General features: G+C 53.5%; 23 protein-coding genes. 8 read left to right on the plus strand and 15 right to left on the minus strand.

Features of this window, described 5'->3' with window-relative positions:
* The first annotated feature begins 267 nt into the window (after positions 1–267).
* On the plus strand, positions 268–2,232 hold the full coding sequence (locus OGW16_RS04415; RefSeq protein ID WP_286517963.1) for a type VI secretion system Vgr family protein: 1,965 nt from the start codon (positions 268–270) through the stop codon (positions 2,230–2,232).
* On the plus strand, positions 2,232–2,753 hold the full coding sequence (locus OGW16_RS04420; RefSeq protein WP_286517964.1) for a toxin-antitoxin system YwqK family antitoxin: 522 nt from the start codon (positions 2,232–2,234) through the stop codon (positions 2,751–2,753). The genes OGW16_RS04415 and OGW16_RS04420 overlap by 1 nt, the downstream gene beginning before the upstream one ends.
* A 22-nt stretch (positions 2,754–2,775) precedes the next feature.
* Here OGW16_RS04420 and nrdG read toward each other — a convergent pair whose 3' ends face one another.
* The 5 genes from nrdG to treR all read right to left on the minus strand — a co-directional run bounded on the left by nrdG (position 2,776) and on the right by treR (position 10,134).
* A complete protein-coding gene (gene nrdG / locus OGW16_RS04425) occupies positions 2,776–3,240 on the minus strand; it encodes an anaerobic ribonucleoside-triphosphate reductase-activating protein (RefSeq protein WP_047406606.1) in 465 nt (154 codons plus the stop codon).
* A gap of 120 nt (positions 3,241–3,360) precedes the next feature.
* Positions 3,361–5,499, minus strand: coding sequence for an anaerobic ribonucleoside-triphosphate reductase (nrdD, locus tag OGW16_RS04430; RefSeq protein WP_043018234.1), 2,139 nt, complete (start codon positions 5,497–5,499; stop codon positions 3,361–3,363).
* 409 nt (positions 5,500–5,908) lie between these two features.
* Positions 5,909–7,561, minus strand: a complete 1,653-nt coding sequence (gene treC, locus OGW16_RS04435; RefSeq protein WP_172862622.1) for an alpha,alpha-phosphotrehalase — start codon at positions 7,559–7,561, stop codon at positions 5,909–5,911.
* A 49-nt stretch (positions 7,562–7,610) separates the two neighbouring features.
* The gene (gene treB, locus OGW16_RS04440) at positions 7,611–9,029 is read right to left on the minus strand and encodes a PTS trehalose transporter subunit IIBC (RefSeq protein WP_043018236.1); all 1,419 of its coding nucleotides are present in this window, start codon (positions 9,027–9,029) and stop codon (positions 7,611–7,613) included.
* Positions 9,030–9,186: 157 nt separating this feature from the next.
* Positions 9,187–10,134 (minus strand): trehalose operon repressor TreR, encoded by a 948-nt coding sequence (gene treR, locus OGW16_RS04445; RefSeq protein ID WP_043018237.1) that lies wholly within the window; start codon positions 10,132–10,134, stop codon positions 9,187–9,189.
* A gap of 191 nt (positions 10,135–10,325) precedes the next feature.
* Between treR and mgtL the strand changes: the two genes are divergently transcribed.
* The 5 genes from mgtL to OGW16_RS04465 all read left to right on the plus strand — a co-directional run bounded on the left by mgtL (position 10,326) and on the right by OGW16_RS04465 (position 16,477).
* Entirely contained in the window at positions 10,326–10,379 is a 54-nt protein-coding gene (mgtL, locus tag OGW16_RS26335; RefSeq protein ID WP_191229402.1) for a mgtA regulatory leader peptide MgtL, read from the plus strand.
* 144 nt (positions 10,380–10,523) lie between these two features.
* A complete protein-coding gene (mgtA, locus tag OGW16_RS04450; protein ID WP_075145280.1) occupies positions 10,524–13,232 on the plus strand; it encodes a magnesium-translocating P-type ATPase in 2,709 nt (902 codons plus the stop codon).
* Positions 13,233–13,610: 378 nt separating this feature from the next.
* Positions 13,611–14,588: a TRAP transporter substrate-binding protein gene (locus OGW16_RS04455; RefSeq protein ID WP_043018239.1), complete on the plus strand. Its 978-nt coding sequence runs from the start codon at positions 13,611–13,613 to the stop codon at positions 14,586–14,588.
* Between the two features lie 62 nt (positions 14,589–14,650).
* Positions 14,651–15,160, plus strand: a complete 510-nt coding sequence (locus OGW16_RS04460; protein WP_172862623.1) for a TRAP transporter small permease — start codon at positions 14,651–14,653, stop codon at positions 15,158–15,160.
* 30 nt (positions 15,161–15,190) lie between these two features.
* Positions 15,191–16,477: a TRAP transporter large permease gene (locus OGW16_RS04465; RefSeq protein ID WP_003839607.1), complete on the plus strand. Its 1,287-nt coding sequence runs from the start codon at positions 15,191–15,193 to the stop codon at positions 16,475–16,477.
* Positions 16,478–16,568: 91 nt separating this feature from the next.
* Here the strand turns inward: OGW16_RS04465 and ridA are convergent, their stop codons facing one another.
* The 5 genes from ridA to pyrL all read right to left on the minus strand — a co-directional run bounded on the left by ridA (position 16,569) and on the right by pyrL (position 18,580).
* Positions 16,569–16,955 (minus strand): 2-iminobutanoate/2-iminopropanoate deaminase, encoded by a 387-nt coding sequence (gene ridA, locus OGW16_RS04470; protein ID WP_000047544.1) that lies wholly within the window; start codon positions 16,953–16,955, stop codon positions 16,569–16,571.
* Positions 16,956–17,031: 76 nt separating this feature from the next.
* Complete coding sequence (gene pyrI, locus OGW16_RS04475) at positions 17,032–17,493, minus strand: aspartate carbamoyltransferase regulatory subunit (protein ID WP_043018241.1); 462 nt, start codon at positions 17,491–17,493, stop codon at positions 17,032–17,034.
* A 13-nt stretch (positions 17,494–17,506) separates the two neighbouring features.
* Positions 17,507–18,442, minus strand: a complete 936-nt coding sequence (gene pyrB / locus OGW16_RS04480; protein ID WP_172862624.1) for an aspartate carbamoyltransferase — start codon at positions 18,440–18,442, stop codon at positions 17,507–17,509.
* A 2-nt stretch (positions 18,443–18,444) separates the two neighbouring features.
* The gene (locus OGW16_RS26340) at positions 18,445–18,498 is read right to left on the minus strand and encodes a pyrBI operon leader peptide (RefSeq protein ID WP_106875647.1); all 54 of its coding nucleotides are present in this window, start codon (positions 18,496–18,498) and stop codon (positions 18,445–18,447) included.
* A complete protein-coding gene (gene pyrL / locus OGW16_RS04485; protein WP_003025819.1) occupies positions 18,479–18,580 on the minus strand; it encodes a pyr operon leader peptide in 102 nt (33 codons plus the stop codon). Before pyrL ends, OGW16_RS26340 begins: the two co-directional genes overlap by 20 nt.
* On the opposite strand from pyrL, the gene OGW16_RS04490 reads away from it, so the two are divergent.
* Positions 18,560–18,682: a hypothetical protein gene (locus OGW16_RS04490; protein ID WP_085951582.1), complete on the plus strand. Its 123-nt coding sequence runs from the start codon at positions 18,560–18,562 to the stop codon at positions 18,680–18,682. The genes pyrL and OGW16_RS04490 overlap by 21 nt on opposite strands.
* Here the strand turns inward: OGW16_RS04490 and OGW16_RS04495 are convergent.
* From OGW16_RS04495 to arcA, 5 genes are all read right to left on the minus strand, one after another.
* The gene (locus OGW16_RS04495; RefSeq protein ID WP_043018242.1) at positions 18,679–19,158 is read right to left on the minus strand and encodes an arginine repressor; all 480 of its coding nucleotides are present in this window, start codon (positions 19,156–19,158) and stop codon (positions 18,679–18,681) included. The genes OGW16_RS04490 and OGW16_RS04495 overlap by 4 nt on opposite strands.
* A 144-nt stretch (positions 19,159–19,302) precedes the next feature.
* Complete coding sequence (locus tag OGW16_RS04500) at positions 19,303–20,706, minus strand: YfcC family protein (RefSeq protein WP_043018243.1); 1,404 nt, start codon at positions 20,704–20,706, stop codon at positions 19,303–19,305.
* A gap of 55 nt (positions 20,707–20,761) precedes the next feature.
* Positions 20,762–21,766 (minus strand): ornithine carbamoyltransferase, encoded by a 1,005-nt coding sequence (gene argF / locus OGW16_RS04505; protein ID WP_047406573.1) that lies wholly within the window; start codon positions 21,764–21,766, stop codon positions 20,762–20,764.
* A gap of 55 nt (positions 21,767–21,821) precedes the next feature.
* Entirely contained in the window at positions 21,822–22,754 is a 933-nt protein-coding gene (arcC, locus tag OGW16_RS04510) for a carbamate kinase (RefSeq protein WP_172862625.1), read from the minus strand.
* A 9-nt stretch (positions 22,755–22,763) separates the two neighbouring features.
* Positions 22,764–23,984, minus strand: a complete 1,221-nt coding sequence (gene arcA, locus OGW16_RS04515) for an arginine deiminase (RefSeq protein ID WP_286518016.1) — start codon at positions 23,982–23,984, stop codon at positions 22,764–22,766.
* Positions 23,985–24,402 lie beyond the last annotated feature (418 nt).

The following is a 24,402-nucleotide window of genomic DNA, read 5'->3' on the forward strand; positions in this document are numbered from 1 at the left end:
TCTGAAAATATGATTAGGCATATGTGGATTGGCGCAATTAATACAAATCAGAGAATGCGATTCCATATTCATGCAGATACAGAACTATCAGAACAACATGAAATTGTTCCCTAATCAATTGATGTGTTGTTATTTTCAAATTGAATGCAGAACTGCCGGATGGCGGCTTTGCCTTATCCGGCCTACAAAGGCTGCATATTCAGTAGGCCCGCGTAAGCGTAGCGCCACCGGGCATTACGTACTCTACAAATATAAAAGGAATTTCCCATGCCCGATATCACCATCATCAAACTCACCGCCCCAGCCCTGACCGGTCTTACCGCCGCCACCGCGCACACTGATTCCCAACTTAACGCCCTGACCACCGCGACCATCGCCGCAACCACCTCTGCGCCGTTAACGCTCGATGCCGCGCTGGCGACCCATCTGACCGCCACCATCAACAACGCCGACTACGACGGGCTGATTGCCGAAGCGCACCAGCTTCCGGCGACCAGCAACGCCGATCGCTACCAGTTTGTGCTGCGTCCGTGGCTGTGGTGGCTGACGCTCGCCAGCAATAACCGCGTGTTTCAGAACCTCAGTGTGCAGGAGATCGTCGAAAAGGTGTTTAAAGACGCCGGGTTTACCGACTACAAATTTCAACTGAAAAGCAAACCGGCGAAGCGTGAATACTGCCTGCAATACAATGAAAGCGATTTTAATTTTGTCTCGCGGCTGCTGGAGCAGGAGGGGATTTTCTGGTTCTTCACCCACGCAGCAGGCAAGCACACGCTGGTGCTGGCGGATGATAACAGCGCCTTCCCGCCGATTACTGGTGATAAAAAGGTCAAGTATCAGGCGGCACAGAGCGGCGCGCGGGAAACCGGAATGATTCGTTCGGCGCAGCTAAGTTTGCAGGCCACAGCGCAGGGCTTCCAGAGCAGCGACTATAACTACGAGCAGCCAAAAGCCGCGCTGTTTGCGCAGGCCGGGGAGAAGAAGGGCGAGATGCAGTATCAGCATCCGGGGCGTTTTAGCGTTAAAGCCGAAGGCGACGCGCTGGCGGCGTGGAAGGTTAATGCCCTGAAGGCGCAGGCGAAACAGCTGGTCGGCGAAAGCGACTGCGCGGCGCTGATGGCCGGGCACTGGTTCACCTTAACCGAGCACGACGACAAGGCGCTAAACATCGACTGGCTAATCACCGCCGTCAGCCACGAGTACGACGGTGAACATTATCGCAACCGCTTTACCGCCATTCCAAAAGCCACGCTATACCGCCCGCAGAGCAGCACGCCAGTACCGTTTATGCATACCCAGACGGCGACGGTGGTTGGCAAGTCGGGAGAAGAGATCTGGACCGATAAGCTTGGTCGGGTGAAGGTGCAGTTCCCGTGGGACAGAGAGGGTAAAAACGACGAAACCAGCTCCTGCTGGCTGCGGGTCGCCACCGCCTGGAGCGGCAACGGTTTTGGCGCGCAGTTTATCCCGCGCATCGGTCAGGAAGTGGTGGTGAGCTTTATCGACGGCGACCCGGATAAACCGCTCATTACCGGCTGTGTGTATAACGGCGCGAATGCGTTGCCGTACGCGCTTCCGGCGAATCAAACCCAGTCCGGGATAAAAACCCACAGCGAAAAAGGTTTTAACGAACTGCGCTTCGACGACAAAAAAGACGCCGAACTCCTGGCGATGCAGGCGCAGAAAGACTTCCAGCTCACCGTGCTCAACGACAGCAAAACGACTATCAGCCATGACGACATTCAGAGCGTCAAAAACGATCGCACGCGCACCGTTGAAGAGGGCAACGAAGCGGTCACCCTGAAAAAAGGCAATCGCACGGTGAAAATCGAAAAAGGCAGCGACACACTGGAGGTAAAAGAGAAGCGCAGCGTCACGGTGAAGGGCGATCAGGAACACGCCATCGACGGCAACCAGACGCATAAGGTAAAGGGCAACTACACGCTGAACGTCGACGGCAACCTGACGATTAAGGTCAGCGGTACGCTAACCCTGGAGAGCGGCAAAACGTTGGACATCAAGAGCGGGGCGGGTCTTAACGCCAGCGCATCGGGCAGTATGAAGCTGGATGCCACCAACATCGCCAGTGAAGCGAAAGCCTCGCTGACGCAAAAAGCCGCAACCATCAGCCACGAAGCGAAAGCCACGCTCACCAGCAAAGCTAGCGCCACTCAGACCGTGGATGGCGGCGGGATGCTGATGATTAAGGGCGGGATGGTGAAGATTAACTGATGAGCGATACGCTGGAGTATCGGCAGGATAGCACCCTGCTGCGGGCAAATTTCGCAAACGACCAGCTTAACGGTGAAACGCGAATTGAAGAAAACGGACGCCTGCTGGCGGTTCTGCGTTACCAGCAGGGGATGCTGAACGGGATGATGGAGCGCTGGCATCCTAACGGCCAGCTTGCCATGCAGCAGGCGTATCGTGAGGGCAAGCCGGACGGTATTGCCCGCTACTTCACTGAAGACGGAGGATTGCTGCGAGAAGAGCAGTGGCTTAACGGTCAACTGCACGGCGAATGCCACAGCTTTTATCCTTCCGGGCAGGTACAGCTACGTGAACAGTGGCAGCAAGGGCTGCGCCACTCTCTCAGCGAACAGTTTTACCCGGACGGGACGCTTGCCCAGCGTTTATCTTATGAAAAGGGGATAATGAAAGGTGAGGCGCAACGCTGGTTGCCGGATGGGCGCGCCATTGATGCCACAGGTAAAGCGCAGTCGCGAATGAGCAAATGGACGGAGAGGCTGTGAAAAAGCCTCTCCAGATCGCGTGTTAACGCAAATGATGTACCACCTGGTTGCTGCTGCCGCGCCAGATCAGCGCCGGGTCTTTCAGATCCTGCACAAATTTGCCGTCGACCAGCACGTTGATGAGATCCACCACCTGCATTTGCGCAGCGTTGAGTTCCTCAAGCTTGTAGCCGGTCCACACCCAGATATCTTTTCCCGGACACTCAGCGCGAATACGCTGTACCAGTTGCAGAATATCCGGCACGTTTTGCGGATGTAGCGGATCGCCGCCGGACAGCGAAATCCCCTGACGGTGAATGCGCGTGTCGTTCAGATCGGCAATGATCTTATCTTCCATCTCTTTGGTAAACGGTTCGCCGGAATTGAGCCGCCAGGTGCTTTTGTTATAGCAACCGGGGCATTCGTGCACGCACCCGGAGACAAACAGGGTGCAGCGGGTTCCGGGGCCATTGACGATATCGACGGGGTAATATTGGTGGTATTGCATAGAGGATGTCCAGAAAGCATGTAGGCCGGATAAGGTGCTTGCACCGCATCCGGCAACATTGTGATGCCTGATGGCGACGCTATTGCGTCTTATCAGGCCTACGGCCTTTGCAAACGGAAATTAACCTATCTGCCCATTGCCTAAATGCTTAACGCGGCGCTTCACTTCTTCCTGCTTACCAGCGTTAAACGGACGCGCGTCCGGGCTGCCTAAATAACCGCATACGCGGCGGGTGACCGACACGCGGGCCGCGTCGTGGTTACCACATTTCGGGCAGGTGAAGCCTTTGCTGGTGCATTCGAACTCGCCGGTAAAGCCGCACTCGTAGCATTCATCGATTGGCGTGTTGGTCCCGTAATACGGCACGTGCTGATAGCTGTAATCCCAGACGTCTTCCAGCGCTTTCAGGTTGTGCTGAATATTTGGGTATTCGCCGTAGCAAATGAAGCCTCCGCTTGCCAGCGGCGGGTACGGCGCTTCGAAATCGATCTTGTCGTACGGGTTTACCTTCTTCTCCACGTCGAGGTGGAAGCTGTTGGTGTAGTAACCTTTGTCGGTGACACCCGGCACTACGCCAAACTCGGCGGTATCCAGACGGCAGAAACGATCGCACAGGTTTTCACTTGGCGTGCTGTACAGGCTAAAGCCGTAACCGGTCTCGTCTTTCCACTGATCGACCGCCTGACGCAGGCGTTCCACAATGGCGATACCTTTGGCGCGAAGCTGCTCACTGTCGTACAGGTGCTTGTCGCCAAACAGCGCGTTGATGGTCTCGTGAATGCCGATGTAGCCCAGAGAGATGGACGCGCGACCGTTTTTAAAGATTTCTGACACGTCATCGTCCGCTTTCAGACGCACGCCGCAGGCACCTTCCATATACAGAATCGGCGCAACGCGAGCTTTCACGCCTTCCAGACGCGCAATACGGGTCATCAGCGCTTTACGCGCCAGCACCAGACGATCGTCGAGCAGTTTCCAGAAGGTGGCTTCATCGCCATGGGCTTCCAGCGCGATACGCGGCAGGTTGAGGCTGATAACGCCGAGGTTGTTACGGCCATCGTGAACCTGTTCGCCGTTCTCGTTTTCCCACACGCCGAGGAAGCTGCGACAGCCCATTGGCGTTTTGAACGAACCGGTGACTTTGACTACCTGATCGTAGTTCAGGATGTCTGGATACATACGCTTGCTCGCGCACTCCAGCGCCAGCTGTTTGATGTCGTAGTTCGGATCGCCAAACTTGTGGTTCAGGCCGTCACGAATCGCGAACACCAGTTTCGGGAAGACCGCAGTTTTACGGTTTTTACCCAGGCCAGCAATGCGGTTACGCAGAATGGACTGCTGGATCAAACGCGATTCCCAACTGGTTCCCAGACCAAAACCGAAGGTAACAAACGGCGTCTGACCGTTGGCGGTATGCAGGGTATTCACTTCATACTCGAGCGACTGGAAGGCGTCGTAGCACTCTTTCTCGGTACGGGAATGCGCATAGCCGTCGGCGTCCGGGATCTGCCACTCTTCAGCGGTTTTGCGATGCTTGTTAAAGCTCTCGGTCACGAACGGTGCGAGAACTTCGTCAATACGGTTAATGGTGGTGCCGCCATAAATATGGCTGGCAACCTGCGCGATGATTTGCGCGGTGACGGCGGTCGCGGTAGAGATGGATTTTGGCGGTTCAATCTCCGCGTTACCCATCTTAAAGCCCTGCGTCAGCATGCCTTTCAGGTCGATCAGCATGCAGTTAAACATTGGGAAGAACGGAGAGTAGTCGAGGTCGTGATAGTGAATATCACCACGTTCGTGCGCCTGGACGACATCACGCGGCAGCAGGTGCTGACGTGCGTAGTGTTTGGCAACGATACCGGCCAGCAGGTCGCGCTGGGTCGGGATCACTTTGCTGTCTTTGTTGGCGTTTTCATTCAGCAGAGCAGAGTTGGTTTGCTCAACCAGACCACGAATTTCCTGGTTCAGACGGCCACGTTTTTCACGCTGTATATCACGGTCGTGGCGATATTCGATGTACGCACGGGCGAGTTGTTTATACGGGCCAGACATCAGCTGGTTTTCTACCGCTGTCTGGATCTCGTTGATATCGACCTTGCTGCGCTCATTCATCTGGCTACTAACGACTTCTGCGACGGTGGCACAGTAATCTGCGTCATCGACTCCCGCTGCTTTAGCTGCACGCAGAATGGCTTCTTTGATGCGCTCTGATTTAAACGGCACTTTACAGCCATCTCGTTTCATCACATGCGGTGTCATGATCACTCCATATTTATAAGAACAGGTTATCCACAGCGGTTGGGGAAGCGGCCATGGCTTTATTCATCTCTATTGCCAATGACTTCCCGCAATCCTGACCCACTTTATCCACAATTCCACCGTCAAGCGGTGCACTGTAGTTGTAGCAATTGTAGTCGATTAATACAACATATTGGGTCGGCGTGCATTTTAAGTTCTATATGTAGTGATTTGCATCAAGGATGTTTACGATTTTTTTGATGTAGCGCAAAGTAAAAATCGGAGCGTACAGATGACGGGCAGTACAGCCGATTGTAAATTGTAGGTAGAAAATTCTGATTATTTATTCAGCAAAAACAGAAGGGTAAGCTAAGCGTATGTAACAAAGCCCGGCAGCGCTATGCGTACCGGGCCAGAACATAATTGCAAGCTATTTTTGCACCCACCAGACGGCTTCAAAAGGACGTAGCGTCATGTCTGCAGGTTGGCTGGCGACTTCGGCATAGTTGTGCATTAGCACCTGCCAGTTTCCGTCGGTTTGGGTCGGCTGCCAGTTCTGGACGGTATCGCTCAAATTAGCAATCACCAGCAGCCGTTGCCCTTGCCACTCTCGTTGATAGCACCACAGATGCGGGCTGTCCGGCAGCAGATCCTGGTAGTCGCCCCAGGTGATAACCGGCTCCGCTTTGCGTAAGGCGATCAGCTTCTGATAGGTATAGAACACCGAGTCGGTATCACTCAGCGCTGCCGCTACGTTGATATCCGCCGCGTTGTCACACAGATCGATCCACGGCTGACCCGCGGTGAAGCCCGCGTGTTTGCTGGCATCCCATTGCATCGGCGTGCGGCTGTTATCGCGGGATTTGCTGGCGAGGATCGCCAGCAGCTCTTGCGCATCGCGTCCCTGGCCGTTCAGGGCGGCAAACATGTTATGGCTTTCCACATCGCGATAATCGGTAATCTGGCGGAAATGCGGGTTGGTCATGCCAATCTCTTCCCCCTGGTAGATGTAGGGGGTGCCCTGCATGCCATGCAGCACCATCGCCAGCATTTTGGCGGCCGGAACGCGGTATTTCCCTTCATCGCCAAAACGCGACACGATGCGCGGCTGATCGTGGTTACACCAGAACAGCGCATTCCAGGCCTGATTGTGCATGCCCTGCTGCCAGTGGCGGAACAGGGTTTTGAGCGCCACATAGTCGGGTTTTGCTAACGACCACTTTTCGCCGTTAGGGTAATCCACTTTCAGGTGGTGGAAGTTAAAGGTCATCGACAGTTCGCTGCCATCGAGTGCGGCATACTGCTGGCAGTTTTCCAGCGTGGTGGACGACATTTCCCCGACCGTCATCAGGTTGCGGGGTGTGAAGACGTCGCGGTTCATCTCGCGTAAAAACGCATGCGCGCGCGGTCCATCGGTATAAAAACGCCGTCCATCGCCGTCAGGATCATTCGGGAAGTCCTGATCTTTAGAGATAAGATTGACCACGTCGAGACGCAGCCCGTCCACGCCGCGATCGGCCCAGAACTCGCACACTTTCTTAAGCTCGGCACGGACCGCCGGGTTTTCCCAATTCAGGTCGGCCTGCTCCGGAGCAAAGAGGTGCAGATAGTACTGCTCGCTTTCGGCGTGCCAACCCCAGGCGTTGCCGCCAAATTTGGAACGCCAGTTATTCGGCGGGCTGTCTGGCGTGCCGTCGCGCCAGAGATAAAACTGACGATACGGGCTGTCTTTATCCAGCGCTTCACGAAACCAGGCGTGCTGAGTTGAGGTGTGGTTAAACACCATATCGAGAATAATACGGATACCGCGCGCTTTTGCCTGCGCTACCAGTTCGTCAAAGTCTGCAAGCGTACCGTAGGCCGGATCGACAGACATGTAATCCGCGACGTCGTAGCCGTTATCAACCTGCGGTGAAATATAGAACGGCGTCAGCCAGATGGCATCGACCCCCAGCTTTTGCAGATAGTCGAGACGCTGCGTTACGCCGCGTAAATCGCCGGTGCCGCTGCCGGTGGTGTCCTGAAAACTCTTGGGGTAAACCTGATAGATAACGCCGTTTTGCCACCAGTGGGGAATATTCATGGTTGTTTCCTGGAAATACGTTGGGGCGCAATTGCGCCCCGAAGAAAAGTTAGACAATTTGTAATGTGCCCAGACGGTATTTACGCTGGTAAACGAATGAGGTCAGTACCATTGGGATAACAATCGCAATGACCATCGCCATACCAAAGACCTGCCAGTAGGTCGGCTGAATGGAGAGGATGCCCGGCAAGCCGCCGACGCCAATTCCGTTCGCCAACACGCCGTTCAGGCCGCAAAGCAGTCCGGCGAGACCGGAGCCGATCATCGCGCATAGCATCGGGAAGCGGTATTTCAGGTTGATCCCGTACATTGCCGGTTCAGTTACCCCGAGATAAGCGGAGATTGCGGCAGGAACGGAGATTTCACGTTCGTTGTGTTTACGACTGGAGATAATGATCCCGACCACCGCAGAGGCCTGGGCGATATTCGACAGTGCGATCAGCGGCCATACCGGCGTACCGCCCATGCTCTGAATCATCTGCATGTCGATAGCCAGCGTGGTCTGATGCACGCCGGTGATCACCAGCGGTGCGTACAGGAAGCCGAACAGCGCCGCGCCGATCGGGGCAAAGCTGCCGGTCAACAGATGCCGGACCGCAAACGCGACACCGTCGCCGATCATGCGGCCAAACGGACCGATAAAGGCGTGCGCAAGGAATACCGCAAGGATCAGCGAGCACACCGGGACGATCACCAGATACAGATAATCCGGCACGATGCGTTTCATGCGCGTTTCAATAAATCCGAGCGCCAGTCCGGCCAGCAGTGCCGGAATAACCTGCGCCTGATAGCCGACTTTCTCAATGCTGAACAGGCCGAAGTTCCACACTTCAGGCACCTGCTGGCCGAGCAGATAGGCGTTCATTAACTGCGGAGAAACCAGGGTCACGCCCAGTACAATTCCGAGGATCGGCGTACCGCCCATTTTTTTCACCGCCGACCAGCAGATCCCGACCGGCAGATAGAAGAAGATCGCTTCGCCAATCAGCCACAGGAAGTCATAAAGGGTTTTCAGCGAAGGATGCATCTGCGCCAGCGTCTGCCCGTTGCTCATGGGCAGATCGCCGATCACGTTACGGAAACCTAAGATCAGGCCGCCGCTAATCAGCGCAGGCAGCAGCGGGAAGAAGATCTCCGCAAAATGAGAAATGAGCTGTTCGTGCCATTTCATATTCTGTCTCGCGGCCTTTTTCGCCTGCTCTTTGTCGGCGCTGGCCTGCCCGGTTGTCGCCAGCAGCGCCTGGTAGTAATCGCCCACCTCGGTGCCAATCACCACCTGAAACTGTCCGGCGTTGGTGAAGCAGCCTTTGACCATCGGCAATTGTTCGATCTCTTTCGGCCTGGCATTCGCAGGCTGATTCAGCACAAAACGCAGGCGAGTAATGCAGTGACTCACCGTGGCGATATTGTCGCGCCCGCCTACCAGCTCAATTAGCCGGTCGATGTCTGCTTGTTTTATTTTGCTCATGATGATGTGTGTTCCCCGTAGACCGGAAAAGACGCTGTAGCGTCGTCATTCGGCAACTCTCTCGTTGTTGGCGCCAGAGTATATCGTCGATGAAATTTTAAAAATGGGAACGTTCCCGAAACGCAGCGAAGATCACAAATTAACGCTCAGAAAGCGATCAGGAGAGGGCGGAAGGTATAACGATTTGTCGTGGTTCGCTACGGCCGTTGATCTGCTCGATCAGCTGTGAGGCAGCTTGCCGTCCGGCTTCAGCGTATCCTGGATCGACGGTGATAATTTCCGGATGGAGGAATTTCATCAGCGGCGTGCTGCCCACGCTCGCCAGCTGCAGGTTCTCTATTCGCTGCTCCTGCAAATATTTACTGACCCCAAGGGCGAGGGTATCCGTCGCGCAGACTAAAGCGGTGGTTTCTGGGGTGATGACGTTGGCGGCCTGCTCATAGCCCTGCTTCATGGCCAGACCCGGCAGCGCGGCGACGGGATGCAGTTTGTGTTTCTTACAGAACGCCAGGTAGGCTTCATGGCGGCGCTTACCGGTGGTTACGTCGCTATGAGGAACGCCAAGAAAGCTGATCTGGCGATGCTCGCGATCGTATAAACGCTGCATCAGGGTGCGAATGGCGCCCTCATCGTCATAGCAGACCGAAGCAAAGCCTTTCGCATCTCTTGCCAGCAGCACCAGCGAATCCTGCCAGGAGGCGAGCATGGATTCCGTAATGCCGGTAAAACCAAACAGCACCACGCCGTCAATATTGCGGCGTCTGAGCATGCCGAGGTGCTCCTCAACCAGCTCGGGCGAGAACTGGCTTTCCATCATGATCGGGTCGTAGCCCTGCTCATAAAAGACGGGTAGCATGGTTTGCACCGCGAGATTTTCTGAAAGCGAGTCCAGACGCGTGACGATAATCGCCACCACCTTATCACTTTGACCGCGCATGGCGCGTGCGGAGCGGGAAGGGGAAAAACCGTGCTGGTTCATCACCGCTTCAACGCGTTCGCGCGTGCGTTCGCTCACGCCGCTTTCATTGTTAAGCACACGGGAAACGGTCGATTTTCCCACGCCGCTTAAGCGGGCGATGTCTTTAATTGTCAGCCGGTTTTGCATCCTGTTTTCCCGTGTTGCGTGTGAAGTTATGCCAAATAGAGAATAACTTTACTCAAGCGCGGTGCAATGGGCAAAGTCTGGTATACGTTTGGTTTAGTTTCCATGGTTTATCATATCGCCATAATTGCCACAAACCTTATGGTTTTCTGCGTATAATCCGCAGCGCAAATCATTCACTTACCGGAGGCTATATGGATCCCGATCCCACCCCTCTCCCGAGACGGAGAAACAACCCTTTCCGGTAAGCCTGTCTTTCACTGTCTTACCGGAACAGTAAGACAGTGACGTTCTGACGTCCCTGTTGTGATTTAATAATTGCCATCAGGCAAGGCCTTGCCACGCCTGAAGGATTTACTGCGCCTGTTTATACTGGTGCAGAGGGACTGCCTATGTTCAAAAATATGACTCGCCAGTTGTTTGCCCGACTAAACCGCCATTTACCGCATCGTCTGGTGCATCGCGATCCGTTGCCTAATGCCCAGACCGTTGCCAGCACGCCGATCCCGCCATCGCTGAGCGAACATTGCCTGAAAATGGCCCTGATGGACGAAGAAGCGCTGTGGAAAACGTTCGGCACGCACCCGGAAGGGTTGAACGCCGCGGAAGTGGAAAACGCTCGCGAATTACATGGCGAGAACCAGTTGCCGGCGCAGAAGCCGTCGCCATGGTGGGTGCATCTGTGGGTCTGCTACCGTAACCCGTTTAACATTCTGCTGACCATCCTCGGTGCGATTTCCTATGCCACCGAAGATCTGTTTGCCGCTGGCGTCATCGCGCTGATGGTCGTCATCTCTACGCTGCTGAATTTTGTGCAGGAGGCGCGTTCCACCAAAGCGGCAGATGCGCTGAAAGCGATGGTCAGCAACACCGCCACGGTACTGCGCGTTATTAACGAGAAAGGGGAGAATGGCTGGGTTGAACTGCCGATCGACCAGTTGGTTCCCGGCGATATTATCAAGCTGGCGGCAGGAGATATGATCCCGGCCGATCTGCGCGTGGTGCAGGCGCGTGACCTGTTCGTGGCCCAGGCTTCGCTGACCGGTGAATCGCTGCCGGTGGAGAAAGTTGCAACCAGCCGCGACCCGCAGCAAAGCAACCCGCTGGAATGCGATACCCTGTGCTTTATGGGCACCAACGTGGTGAGCGGCACGGCACAGGCCATCGTGATTTCAACCGGAGCTAATACCTGGTTTGGGCAACTGGCGGGCCGCGTCAGCGAGCAGGAAAGCGAGCAAAATGCATTCCAGAAAGGGATCAGCCGCGTCAGCATGCTGCTGATCCGCTTTATGCTGGTGATGGCGCCCATTGTGCTCATCATCAACGGCTATACCAAAGGCGACTGGTGGGAAGCGGCGCTGTTTGCCCTGTCTGTGGCAGTGGGACTGACCCCGGAAATGCTGCCAATGATCGTCACCTCGACGCTGGCGCGCGGGGCGGTGAAGCTGTCAAAACAAAAGGTCATCGTCAAACACCTCGACGCCATCCAAAACTTTGGCGCAATGGATATCCTGTGCACTGATAAAACCGGTACCCTGACTCAGGATAAAATTGTGCTGGAGAATCATACGGATATCTCAGGAAAGCCCAGCGAACACGTCCTGCATTCTGCGTGGCTGAACAGCCATTATCAGACCGGGCTGAAGAATCTGCTGGATACGGCGGTGCTGGAGGGGGTGGACGAAGAATCAGCCCGCCAGCTCTCAACCCGCTGGCAGAAAATCGATGAGATCCCGTTTGATTTCGAACGCCGCCGCATGTCGGTGGTGGTCGCAGAAGAAACCGATGTGCATCAACTGGTATGTAAAGGCGCGTTGCAGGAGATCCTCAGCGTCTGCACCCAGGTGCGCCACAACGGCGAGATTGTCCCCCTGGATGAGGGCATGCTGCGTCGGGTGAAACGCGTCACCGATACGCTGAATCGTCAGGGGCTGCGCGTAGTGGCGGTGGCCACCAAGTACCTGCCCGCGCGTGAAGGTGATTACCAGCGTATTGATGAGTCGGATCTGATCCTCGAAGGCTATATCGCGTTCCTCGATCCGCCGAAAGAGACCACTGCGCCGGCGCTGAAAGCGCTGAAAGCCAGCGGTATTACGGTGAAAATCCTCACTGGCGATAGCGAGCTGGTGGCGGCGAAAGTGTGTCATGAAGTGGGGCTGGATGCGGGCGATGTGGTTATCGGCAGCAGCATTGAGGGGTTAAGTGACGATGAGCTGGCCCGACTTGCCCAGCGTACCACGCTGTTTGCTCGTCTGACGCCGATGCATAAAGAGCGCATTGTCACGCTGCTCAAGCGCGAAGGTCATGTGGTCGGCTTTATGGGCGATGGCATTAACGACGCCCCGGCGCTGCGCGCTGCGGACATCGGTATCTCCGTTGACGGCGCGGTTGATATTGCGCGTGAAGCTGCTGATATCATCCTGCTGGAAAAGAGTCTGATGGTGCTGGAAGAAGGGGTGATCGAAGGACGCCGTACTTTTTCTAACATGCTGAAGTACATTAAAATGACGGCCAGTTCTAACTTCGGTAACGTGTTTAGCGTGCTGGTGGCGAGCGCCTTCTTACCGTTCCTGCCGATGTTGCCGCTGCACTTACTGATCCAGAACCTGCTGTACGATGTATCCCAGGTGGCGATTCCGTTTGATAATGTCGACGAAGAGCAGATCAAAAAGCCGCAGCGCTGGAATCCCGCTGAATTAGGCCGCTTTATGATCTTCTTTGGACCGATCAGCTCGATCTTCGACATTCTGACATTTTGCCTGATGTGGTTCGTGTTCCATGCTAATACGCCAGAGCATCAGACATTGTTCCAGTCTGGCTGGTTCGTGGTGGGCTTGCTGTCACAAACGCTGATTGTGCATATGATCCGTACCCGTCGCGTGCCGTTCATCCAAAGCCGCGCCGCATGGCCGTTGATGCTAATGACGCTGGTGGTAATGGTGGTGGGCATTGCATTACCGTTCTCGCCGCTGGCCAGCTATCTGCAGTTGCAGGCGCTGCCGCTGAGCTACTTCCCGTGGCTGGTTGCGATTCTGGCGGGTTACATGACATTAACCCAGCTTGTGAAAGGTTTTTATAGCCGCCGCTACGGCTGGCAGTAATCCTCAACTTCTCTTCTGCAGGATGGTGTTAATACCATCCTGCATTTCTCTTTTTCATTCGAAAGATATTCTCCGGAAATATTGGTGTTTTATTTTTATTGAAATACCAACGCGGGCAATTAGTATCAAATCCCCTTCTTTGCGTTGCTTTTTTATCAATAAAACGATCTGCGTTGCAAAAATGAAACAGCGTGCTAAAAATTATAAGCATCTGCGATTTTTTGTGAACACAGTCATCGAAATAAATTGTTACACCAGTTAGTCTGCGCAGGTAACGTCGTTAAGAAAGTTTCTCGCTGCCCGTTTTTAATTCCGGCAGTCATTTGCTCTGCAAGCTATTCCTGTTAATGGATATTATGAACTTCTGGAGAAGGACAAATGAAACTGACAAAAAACCTGTTAAGTCTGTGTATTGGCGCGTCTGTATTACTGGCGAGTCATGCCACGCTGGCACAAACCTTTCGCGCCGCAGATGTGCATCCGGCTGATTACCCGAACGTAGTTGCCGTCAAACATATGGGGGAGAAACTTAGCGCCGCGACCGACGGTCGTCTGGAGATTAAAACATTTCCCGGTGGCGTGTTAGGTGATGAAAAACAGATGATTGAACAGGCGCAATTGGGCGCTATCGATATTATTCGCGTTTCAATGACGCCGGTTGCCGCCATTCTCCCTGAAATTAACGTCTTTACCCTGCCGTATATTTTTCGCGATGAAGACCACCTGCATAAGGTTCTCGACGGCATGATCGGTCAGGAGATTGGCGACCGTCTGACGGCCAACACCAAATCGCGGCTGGTGTTCCTCGGCTGGATGGATGCCGGAACGCGCAATCTAATCACCAAAAATCCGGTGGTGAAACCGGAAGATTTACACGGTATGAAAATCCGCGTTCAAGGAAGTCCGATAGCGCTGGATACCCTGAAAGCGATGGGCGCTAACGCCGTTGTGATGGGCGTCAGTGAAGTATTTAGCGGCATGCAGACCGGCGTTATTGATGGCACGGAAAATAATCCGCCAACGTTTGTTGCGCATAACTATTTGCCGGTCGTGAAAAACTATACCTGGAGCAAACACTTTATTATTCCTGAGCTTTTTCTGTTCTCGAAAGCTAAATGGGATAAGTTGAAAAAAGAAGACCAGGATCTCATTATTAAACTCGCTAAAGAAGCCCAGGTAGAGCAACGCAAACTTTGGCAGGATTATAATGCGAAATCGCTGGAGACCATGAAAGCCAATGGCGTTCAGTTCCACGATATTGATACGGACTATTTCTATAAAGCCACGCAGTCAGTGCGGGATAATTACGGTAAAGACCACCAGGATTTGATCAAACGTATTCAGGATGTGAAGTAATTCATCAGGTGGAGGATATCAACCCTCCGCCTGAATCTTTTGATTAATTCGAGGTGATGATTATGGGTGAATGCTATTCATCGGTAATGGATTTTCTTTATCGAGTGTCAATGTGGATTGCCGGTATCGCATTATTGGTCATGGTCGCCATTATCCCTATTGGCATATTCGCGCGTTATGTTCTGAATAACGCCCTGTCATGGCCAGAACCCGTCGCCATTCTTTGTATGGTGACATTCACCTTTATTGGCGCTGCGGTAAGCTATCGCGCAGGCTCGCATATTGCGGTGAGCATGGTGACTGACCGTTTGGGTGATGCTTCCCGCCGTTATTGTTCGGTAATCGCAGACGTTATGCTGGCGGCGATAAGCCTGTTTATCCTCTGGTACGGAACCAATCTCTGTCTTGAACTGTGGGACCAGCCCGTGGCGGAATTCCCGCTTTTAAGCGCCGGGCAAAACTATCTTCCGTTGCCGATTGGCTCTGCCATAACGCTGCTGTTTATCGCAGAAAAGATTTTCCGTGGTCCGCAGTACCAACGTCCCGTTGTCATGCTGGGATCGACCAGCTAGTTACCGCCCCCATTTCAGAAAGGAAAGCAGATGGATGCATTTATTCTCGTCTTTACGCTCGGCATTATGCTGGCGATTGGGGTACCGGTAGCGTACGCGGTTGGCATTAGCGCCATCATTGGGGCCTGGTATATAGATATTCCGCTGGAAGCGGTAATGATCCAACTGACCAGCGGGGTGAATAAGTTTTCGCTGCTGGCGATCCCATTCTTTATTCTGGCCGGGGCTATTATGGCCGAAGGAGGAATTGCGCGGCGACTGGTGAACTTTGCCTATATTTTCGTTGGCTTTATTCGCGGTGGGCTGTCGCTAGTAAACATTGTGGCATCGACCTTTTTTGGCGCCATTTCCGGATCGTCCGTGGCCGATACCGCGTCCATCGGTTCGGTAATGATCCCGGAGATGGATAAAAAAGGCTATCCGCGCGACTTTGCCGCGGCGGTCACTGCCAGCGGCTCGGTACAGGCGATCCTCACACCGCCCAGTCATAACTCAGTTATCTACTCGCTGGCAACGGGGGGGACGGTGTCGATTGCCGCGCTGTTCATCGCCGGGATCCTGCCGGGCCTGCTGTTAAGCTTCAGCCTGATGGTCATGTGCGTGGCTTTCGCGCACAAACGCGGTTATCCAAAAGGGGAACGCGTACCGTTTCGCCAGGCGCTGAAGATTTTCGTCGATACGCTGTGGGGATTGATGACGGTTGTGATCATCATGGGCGGCATCCTGTCAGGTATCTTTACCGCGACGGAGTCTGCGGCGATTGCCTGCCTGTGGGCCTTCTTTGTCACCATGTTTATCTATCGTGACTATAAATGGTCTGAGCTGCCGAAGCTGATGTTCCGCACGGTGAAAACGGTCACGATCGTCATGATCCTGATAGGCTTTGCCGCTGCGTTCGGTGCCGTCATGACCTATATGCAGTTGCCGATGCGTATCACTGAAGCCTTCACCAGCATCTCGGACAACAAATACGTCATTCTGATGTGCATTAACATCATGCTGCTGCTGATCGGTACGCTGATGGATATGGCGCCGCTGATTCTGATTTTGACGCCGGTTCTGCTGCCGGTGACCAACGCGCTCGGTATTGATCCGGTCCATTTTGGCATGATCATGCTGGTGAACTTAGGGATCGGCCTGATTACGCCGCCGGTAGGGTCGGTGCTGTTTGTGGCCAGTGCGGTGAGTAAGCAGAAAATAGAGCAGGTGGTAAAGGCGATGTTGCCATTCTACCTTGTGCTATTCCTGGTGCTGATGCTCGTGACGTACATTCCGGCGATTTCGCTGTTTCTGCCGAAACTGTTTGGTGTGATGTGATAAATGCCCGGTGGCGCTCGCGCTTACCGGGCCTGTAAACTACCCGTGCGTTGGCCGGACGAGGCGAAGCCGCCATCCGGCGCAAGGAGGCTTAGCGACGAACGGCGATCGCTTCAATCTCGATTTTCACGTCTTTCGGCAGACGGGCAACTTCTACGCAAGAACGCGCAGGGAAAGTCGCGTTGTGCTCGGTGAAGAATGCTTCGTAGGTCGCGTTTACGGTTGCGAAATCGTTCAGGTCTTTAACGAAAACGGTCGTTTTTACGATGTCGCCCACTTTCAGGCCTGCTGCTTCAACGATAGCTTTTACGTTTTCCAGCGACTGACGTGCCTGAGCGGACACGTCTTCCGCTACGGCACCGGTTTTCGGATCGACCGGGATCTGACCGGAAGTGATTACCATGCTACCCAGGTCAACGCCCTGAACGTATGGGCCGATTGCTGCTGGTGCATTTTCCGTCGCGATAGTCTTGCTCATGATTTCTCCTGAATTACAGCGGTAGTAGAATGTTCCCGGCCATTATAGAGAGGCCACATTTCATAACCAACCCCAATTAGTTGGCCAGTACCACATAATGCGAAAACTCTTTTTCACAGTATTTGCATTTGAGTGCGATGTCATCAGCGCGCTTTTTCACTGCAAAACTGGAAGATACTGGTTCAGCATGGCTGATGCAGTTGCTGTTCGGGCAAACCAGCACGTTGTCGATACGATCAGGCAGGCTCGGGCGTGATTTACCCACGACATCATAATCGTCAATGCGGTTTACCGTTGCCTGCGGGGCATACAGGGAGAGCTGGTTTACCTGCTCGTCGGTCAGGAACGTATTTTCAATCTTTATCAGATCTTTACGGCCCATCTCGCCAGACGGCAGGTTCAGGCCGATGGTGATGCGTTGGTCGGTTTCCGTCAGTTTGAACAGCGTCAGCAGCTTAAAACCAACCTGCGCGGGAATATGGTCAATCACGGTGCCACGTTTGATGGCTTCAACCTGCAGTTTGTTATCGTGTGTCATCTCTTTTTCTCCCTTACAGTGCCAGTTCGCTATTCAGTACCAGTGCCAGTAACGCCTGGCGGGCGAAGATGCCGTTGCCAGCCTGCTGGAAATACCAGGCGTGCGGCGTCTTATCGACGTCGGTGGTGATTTCATCGATGCGCGGCAGTGGATGCAGCACCTTCATGTTCGCTCTGGCGCCGTTCAAATCGCTGGCGCGCAGGACAAACTGTGCTTTCACGTTGGCGTATTCGGACGGGTCCAGACGCTCTTTCTGTACGCGGGTCATGTAGAGGATATCGACCTCCGCCATCACCTCTTCGATAGTGCCGTGCAGGCTCCAGGCGATACCTTTTTCGTTCAGCATATCCAGAATGTATTGCGGCATGGCCAGCGCGTCCGGGGCGATGAAGTAGAAGCGGTTACCTTCGAACTTCGCCAGCGCCTGGGTCAGGGAGTGGACGGTACGGCCATATTTCAGGTCACCCACCATGGCGATTTGCAGATTGTCCAGGCGACCCTGAGTTTCCTGAATGGTAAACAGGTCCAGCAGCGTTTGGGTGGGATGCTGGTTGGAGCCGTCGCCAGCGTTCAGTACCGGAACGTTGCCGGAGAACTCCGTTGCCAGACGCGCGGCGCCTTCCTGCGGATGACGCATGACGATGGCGTCGACATAGGTGCTGATGACGGAAATGGTATCGGCCAGGGTTTCGCCTTTTTTGCCCAGCGACGTGTTGCTGCTGTCAGAAAAACCCACCACGCTGGCGCCCAGGCGGTGCATGGAGGTTTCAAAGGATAAACGGGTACGGGTTGACGCCTCAAAGAAGCAGCTGGCGATCACCTTATGCTTTAACAGCTCCGGCTGCGGGTTAGCTTTTAATTTCGCCGCCGTCGCGAGGACCAGACTGAGGTCGTCGCGGCTGAGGTCGTTTATGGAAATGATGTGTTTTTGATAGAGCGGGTTAGCCATGTTTATCTCCTGACGCCTGGGCAAAAAAAAAGCCCCTCAATTGAGGGGCTCGGAATGGGTGATCAACGGAAAGAAAAACGGCAGGCCAGCGTCCTTTTTCAGACGCGGTAAGACAAAATGTCGTACACACTGAACCATACATCCTCCCGGCAAATTGTCCGCGATTATACTCAGCTCCGTTATGGGATCAAGCGGAAAATGCACAATTTATTCACCGCAAACGGTTCTTATGAATTTTAATTCATTTTAAATAGATAGTTAATCTGTTTGTGCACCAGCCCCGTTCGCTGCACTACTCGCGGCGCAACCCAGACAATACTGCTGCCAGCGATGACCCCCAGAATCTCTGGTAACGCGTGGTAATCGAGGATTCTGGCAACGGCACGGCCATAACCTGCTGCCGTGTGAATGAGGATAAACTCGCTATTATGTTCCACGCTGACCACCATTTCAGCAATCGATCGGGCAGCATCGGGAGCGGGTCGTGATTGCGGATTTACAGAATAAATTTTTTGCCCTTTTGTATTTCTTATTTTTATAGCCCCGAGCAGTTTCAGCAGACGGGATACCGTTGACTGGCTAATTCCGGTAAAACCATGCTGTTGGAGATCGCGGCGAAGCGCTTCCTGGGACAGGTAGCTTTTTTCAGTAATCAGGCGCTGACAAATCGCCAGTTGTTTCTGCTCTTTGGTCGAGTAATCATCGAATTCCTTCATAAATACACCCTAAATTTATCATTTGTATCAATGTGATGGCGAAATTCACCACATTTGCAGTATCAATAACGGCTCAAACGGGCGGTTGTGCAGAAAAACGAGAGTGCGCTCAAAAAAGCCGTCGGGATCCGACGGCTAAAAGGGCTACAACATCGCGCCGATACTCAGAACGGCCATGTTCAGTAACGTCAAAATGAGCAGGAGCGGGGCGACCCATTTCAGGTATCGCACGTAAGGAACGCGGGCGATGGCCAGCCCGCCCATCACAACTGCTGAGGTGGGCGTAATCAGATTCACAATGCCGGAAGCGGATTGATACGCGGTGACGACCAGATCCCTGGGGACATGCGCGAAGTCGGCCAGCGGGGCCATAATGGGCATGGTGAGGACAGCCAAACCCGAAGAGGAAGGGACCAGGAAGGAGAGCAAAACTTCCAGCCAGTAGGTCACATTGATGAAAATGGTGGTGGAAAGTCCGGAGACGACATTTTCCGCACTGTGCAGGATAGTATGGGTGATCATGCCGTTATCCATCACCACTACGATGCCGCGTGCAATACCGATAATTAGCGCGACGCCAAGCAGGTCACGTGCCCCGTCAATGAATGTGCCAGTAAATTCCTCCTCACTCATGCGGGCGATGACGCCGACGATAATCGCAGATGCCAGAAAAACCCCGGAAATTTCTGCCATCCACCAACCGAGCACCGCCACCCCATAGATCATAACCGCAAAGGCAGCGGCGAAAATCAGCAGGATCCATTTACGCGTTGTTGTGAATTCAAGATTGGTATTGGCGCGACTACCGAGAAAATGGACGCGGTTTTCCTCCATTTTATCTGCCACGATGGAGAGTTCAGGATGGCTGCGAACTTTCCGTGCATAGCGCATGACCCACACCACGCAGATAACATACCCGACGACCAGCAGCAGAATGCGCATCAGCATTCCCTGGGTGAAGGGGATCCCGGCGGCGTTAGCCGCGATAACCGTTGCGAAAGGGTTGATTGTCGAGCCGAGTGTGCCAATGCCTGCGCCGAGCAGAACGGTGGCGGCGGCAACCAACGGATCAAAGCGTGCGGCCATCATTACCGGAACCAGCAATGTGTAGAATGGGAGTGATTCCTCCGCCATCCCGTAAATCGTACCTCCGGCGGCGAAAAGTCCCATCAGAATGGGGATCATCCACTCCTCTTTACCGTTCAACCTGACCGTCACGCGCTCGATACCTGCGTCGATGGCACCTGTTTTATTTACTACGCCGAGAAACCCACCAATAATCAGGACAAACAACGCCACATCAATTGCGCCTGCGGTATAGGTTTCGTGGTTGTAAAGACCGTCAATCGGGGCCAGCAGTACAGCGGTAAAACCTTGCGGGTGCGCTTCTGTGGGGGCATAAGTCCCGGCAACCGGCACTTCTTTACCCAGGGTCGCATTCATCGCCATCTGGTATTTCCCTGCCGGGACTATCCAGGTCATAACCGCGACGAGCGCAATGAGAATAAACAGGATGGTATATGCACTGGGAAATTTGAATTTGCCCATGATGTTCTCCGGATAGCTTGGGCATATGCCGTCAGGCGACATATGCCCGCTGGGGTTAGTCGCCGAGGGTCGCTACCATTACCGCTTTAATGGTATGCATCCGGTTCTCTGCTTCGTCGAAGACGATTGAATGCGCTGATTCAAAAACCTCTTCCGTGACTTCAAGCCCTTTCAGGCCGTAGGCCATTTCAATTTCACGTCCAACTTTTGTGTGCTCGTTATGGAAGGCGGGCAGACAGTGCATAAATTTCACATTGGGGTTACCGGTTGCGTTGATGACCCGTTGGTTAATCTGATAGGGCGTCATCAGACTTACGCGTTCTGCCCAGGCTTCTTTGGGTTCGCCCATAGAGACCCAGACATCGGTGTAGAGGAAATCGACGTCGTATACGCCTTCCTCGACATCCTCTGTGAGCGTAATGCGCGCGCCCGTCACGCCGGCGATTTCACGGCATTCGGCAACCAGTTTTTCATCCGGCCAGAAGGATTTAGGGGCGACGAGGCGGATGTCCATCCCCATTTTCGCCGCGCCTACCATCAGCGAATTACCCATGTTATTGCGGGCGTCACCGAGGTAGGCGAAGCTCAGTTCAGGTAAGGTTTTGCCCGGCGCGTGTTCCAGCATGGTCATCAGATCCGCGAGGATCTGCGTAGGGTGAAATTCATTGGTCAGTCCATTCCATACCGGAACCCCGGCAAATTGCCCCAGTTCCTCGACAATGTCCTGACCGTATCCGCGGTACTCAATGCCGTCGTACATGCGGCCTAGCACGCGGGCGGTATCTTTCATCGATTCTTTGTGACCGATCTGCGATCCGCTTGGGCCGAGATAGGTCACCTGTGCGCCCTGATCGAAAGCGCCGACTTCAAAGGCGCAGCGGGTGCGGGTTGAGGTTTTTTCGAAGATCAGCGCGATATTTTTACCCACCAGCGTCTGTCTTTCGCGCCCGGCCTTTTTTGCCGTTTTTAACTCGATAGCCAGATCGATCAGGTACTGGATTTCCGTCGGAGTGTAATCCAGCAGTTTGAGAAAATTGCGATTCTTCAGGTTAACAGTCATGAAAATGTCCTTATGTAGGCCGGATATGGCGCAGGCGCCGTCCGGCAAAAAAGCCCTAAGCGTTAGCGTCGGTGGTTTCGAGCCGAATGAGCGTGCCTTTGTCTCCGGCGAGGATGGCCGAACCGTCGGCCAATGAGCCGATGCCTGCTATTCCGTGACAGCGAGAGACAAATTCCGCGCAGGCGGTAACTTTGGGGCCCATTGAACCGGCGTCGAATTGCATTTCACCGAGCAGTTCCGGAGTAACCTGGGTCAGCGGGCGCTGAGTAGGTTTGCCCCAGTCGAGGTACACGGCATCAGCGTCAGTCAAGATCAGCAGCGCATCGGCGTTGATTTGGCTGGCGAGCAGGGCAGCGGAGAGATCTTTGTCGATCACCGCTTCAATACCGTGGTAGCCATCGGCTTTTTCCACCACCGGTACACCGCCGCCGCCGTTGCAGATAACCAAATGATCGCGGGCGATCAATGTGCGAATAGCGTCACTTTCAACGATACGTTTGGGTTGTGGAGAGGGCACAACGCGGCGGAACGCTTGACCATCAGCTTTGAAAACCCAGCCTTTTTCCGCCTGCAATGCGTTGGCCTGGGGGGCATCGTAAATCGGCCCGATATATTTAGTGGGATTGCTGAAAGCCGGATCGTGAGCATCGACTTCAACCTGAGTCAGCAGCACACTAATTTCACGCTGTGGAAGCTGGTTTTTCAGCGCCTGTTGCAGCATATAGCCAATCATTCCCTGACTTTCCGCGCCGAGAATGTCGAGCGGATAGGGGGTGACGCTGGCATACGCGCTGTTTTGCAACGCCAAAAGTCCAACCTGGGGGCCATTGCCGTGTACCAGGATCACGCGCCATTGCTGCGTGAGTTGAGCGATAGTTTTTGCTGCCAGCTCAATATTCTTGCGTTGGATGTCAGCTTCCAGCGGCTCGCCGCGTTTAAGTAATGCATTGCCGCCCAGAGCCACAACCAGGGTAGGTTTGTTTTCCATGACTTTTCCTTAAATACCGTCGCGCCCCAGTGGGCAGCTCATGCAGCGTGCGCCGCCGCGTCCGCGTCCAAGTTCGTCGCCAGGAATGGGTAAAACGGTGATGCCGGCTTTGTCGTATTTCTCGTTGGTCCAGATGTTGCGCTCGTAGCCCACGACCACACCGGGGCGAAGCGTCAGGACGTTGTTGGCGTCATTCCACTGTTCACGTTCGGCTTCGAAGGCGTCACCTCCGGTGGTGATCAGCCGAATTTGGTCGAGGCCCAGCGCTTTCTCGAGAGCATGGAGCAGCGTATTTTCCGGCGTCCTTTTCAGGCCGCCGCGCCCGTCTGGTGTCAGGGTCCAGCACTGCACATCAGGACGCACGACTTCCGGGTAGACGGAGAAGGTATCGATATCGATGTGGGTCATTACGGTATCGAGATGCATGCAGGAGCGATGTTTAGGCAGTTCGACCGCAATGACGCGTTCTGCCTGGCGATGGCTGAATAGCGACTGGGCAAGGAACTCGATTCCTTGCGGCGTTGTGCGTTCCGACATACCGATGAGAACCGCGCCGCGACCAATGACCAGCACATCTCCACCTTCTAATGTGGCGTGGTCGTAATTAATATTTTCATCGCCGAAATATTTAATAAATTCACCATCGGCAAATTGGGGGTGCCAACGGTAGATCGCCCTTAGGTTATTGGTTTCTCTTTGTCGCGCGGTTTTAGCCATTGGGTTAATGGACACACCGTTATATATCCAGCATGAGGTGTCGCGGGTAAATAAGTGGTTTGGTAATGGCTTCATAATGAAATCATTAATATCGTGAGTATCGACCACCATATTTTTGATTGAGGCAGGAATTTCTCCGTAGGTTAGCCCACCGCTTAAATGCCGGGCGAGTTCCCGATGCTGCATATCTGCAAGCCAGGCGCGAATATCCGTGGCGAAAGCGGGGCCAAGGCGATAATCAGAAATTTGTGTATCCAACAGCCAGTTTTTGGCATCAGGGATATCCAGGGTTTGTGTCAATAAATCAGTCAGTAACAGAACCTCAATTCCCTGTTCACGCAACGTGTTGGCGAATATGTCATGCTCTTCTCCTGCACGTTCTACCGAAAGAACATCATCAAAAAGCAGTTCCTGACAATTTGACGGCGTCAGCCTTTTTAGGCTGAGGTTAGGGCGGTGTAGCATCACGCTACGTAATTGACCGATTTCCGACCCGACATAATGCTTTTCCATCATTATTCCTTTAATACTATTTTAAAAAATAAAGAGGAGATGCCTGCAAATAATATTTATCGCAGTCATGATTTTTCAGCTGATTTCAGAATCTATATTTAGATCTTATTTGATGAGGAAACGTGATTTATTTCACAGTCAGGTCGATATTTGACTTTTGATGTTTAATTTATGATATAGCTCGGAGAATTAATAAAATAAAAATGCGAATAATTGAATTACTACGCGGGAATATGTCTTGTTATTTATTGGTGTTAATTTTATGTACATTTTTAGAGTGTTGCAATATAAGTAATATATTGATTTATTTGTACTTTTTTATGCGTGGTGAATTATTATGCGAATATATGATTTTATTATTTTCGCGGTAAAGTTTATTTCAAAATAAATATGACGATGAAGAAGGATAACGAAGGAG

Source organism: Citrobacter sp. Ce104 (assembly GCF_030334595.1).
Lineage (GTDB): Bacteria > Pseudomonadota > Gammaproteobacteria > Enterobacterales > Enterobacteriaceae > Citrobacter > Citrobacter europaeus.

Coding starts and splice junctions, on each gene's coding strand:
- OGW16_RS04415 (WP_286517963.1), top strand. CDS start 268: ATGCCCGATATCACCATCATCAAACTCACCGCCCCAGCCCTGACCGGT.
- OGW16_RS04420 (WP_286517964.1), top strand. CDS start 2,232: ATGAGCGATACGCTGGAGTATCGGCAGGATAGCACCCTGCTGCGGGCA.
- nrdG (WP_047406606.1), bottom strand. CDS start 3,240: ATGCAATACCACCAATATTACCCCGTCGATATCGTCAATGGCCCCGGA.
- nrdD (WP_043018234.1), bottom strand. CDS start 5,499: ATGACACCGCATGTGATGAAACGAGATGGCTGTAAAGTGCCGTTTAAA.
- treC (WP_172862622.1), bottom strand. CDS start 7,561: ATGAATATTCCCCACTGGTGGCAAAACGGCGTTATCTATCAGGTTTAC.
- treB (WP_043018236.1), bottom strand. CDS start 9,029: ATGAGCAAAATAAAACAAGCAGACATCGACCGGCTAATTGAGCTGGTA.
- treR (WP_043018237.1), bottom strand. CDS start 10,134: ATGCAAAACCGGCTGACAATTAAAGACATCGCCCGCTTAAGCGGCGTG.
- mgtA (WP_075145280.1), top strand. CDS start 10,524: ATGTTCAAAAATATGACTCGCCAGTTGTTTGCCCGACTAAACCGCCAT.
- OGW16_RS04455 (WP_043018239.1), top strand. CDS start 13,611: ATGAAACTGACAAAAAACCTGTTAAGTCTGTGTATTGGCGCGTCTGTA.
- OGW16_RS04460 (WP_172862623.1), top strand. CDS start 14,651: ATGGGTGAATGCTATTCATCGGTAATGGATTTTCTTTATCGAGTGTCA.
- OGW16_RS04465 (WP_003839607.1), top strand. CDS start 15,191: ATGGATGCATTTATTCTCGTCTTTACGCTCGGCATTATGCTGGCGATT.
- ridA (WP_000047544.1), bottom strand. CDS start 16,955: ATGAGCAAGACTATCGCGACGGAAAATGCACCAGCAGCAATCGGCCCA.
- pyrI (WP_043018241.1), bottom strand. CDS start 17,493: ATGACACACGATAACAAACTGCAGGTTGAAGCCATCAAACGTGGCACC.
- pyrB (WP_172862624.1), bottom strand. CDS start 18,442: ATGGCTAACCCGCTCTATCAAAAACACATCATTTCCATAAACGACCTC.
- OGW16_RS04490 (WP_085951582.1), top strand. CDS start 18,560: ATGTCGTACACACTGAACCATACATCCTCCCGGCAAATTGTCCGCGAT.
- pyrL (WP_003025819.1), bottom strand. CDS start 18,580: ATGGTTCAGTGTGTACGACATTTTGTCTTACCGCGTCTGAAAAAGGAC.
- OGW16_RS04495 (WP_043018242.1), bottom strand. CDS start 19,158: ATGAAGGAATTCGATGATTACTCGACCAAAGAGCAGAAACAACTGGCG.
- OGW16_RS04500 (WP_043018243.1), bottom strand. CDS start 20,706: ATGGGCAAATTCAAATTTCCCAGTGCATATACCATCCTGTTTATTCTC.
- argF (WP_047406573.1), bottom strand. CDS start 21,766: ATGACTGTTAACCTGAAGAATCGCAATTTTCTCAAACTGCTGGATTAC.
- arcC (WP_172862625.1), bottom strand. CDS start 22,754: ATGGAAAACAAACCTACCCTGGTTGTGGCTCTGGGCGGCAATGCATTA.
- arcA (WP_286518016.1), bottom strand. CDS start 23,984: ATGGAAAAGCATTATGTCGGGTCGGAAATCGGTCAATTACGTAGCGTG.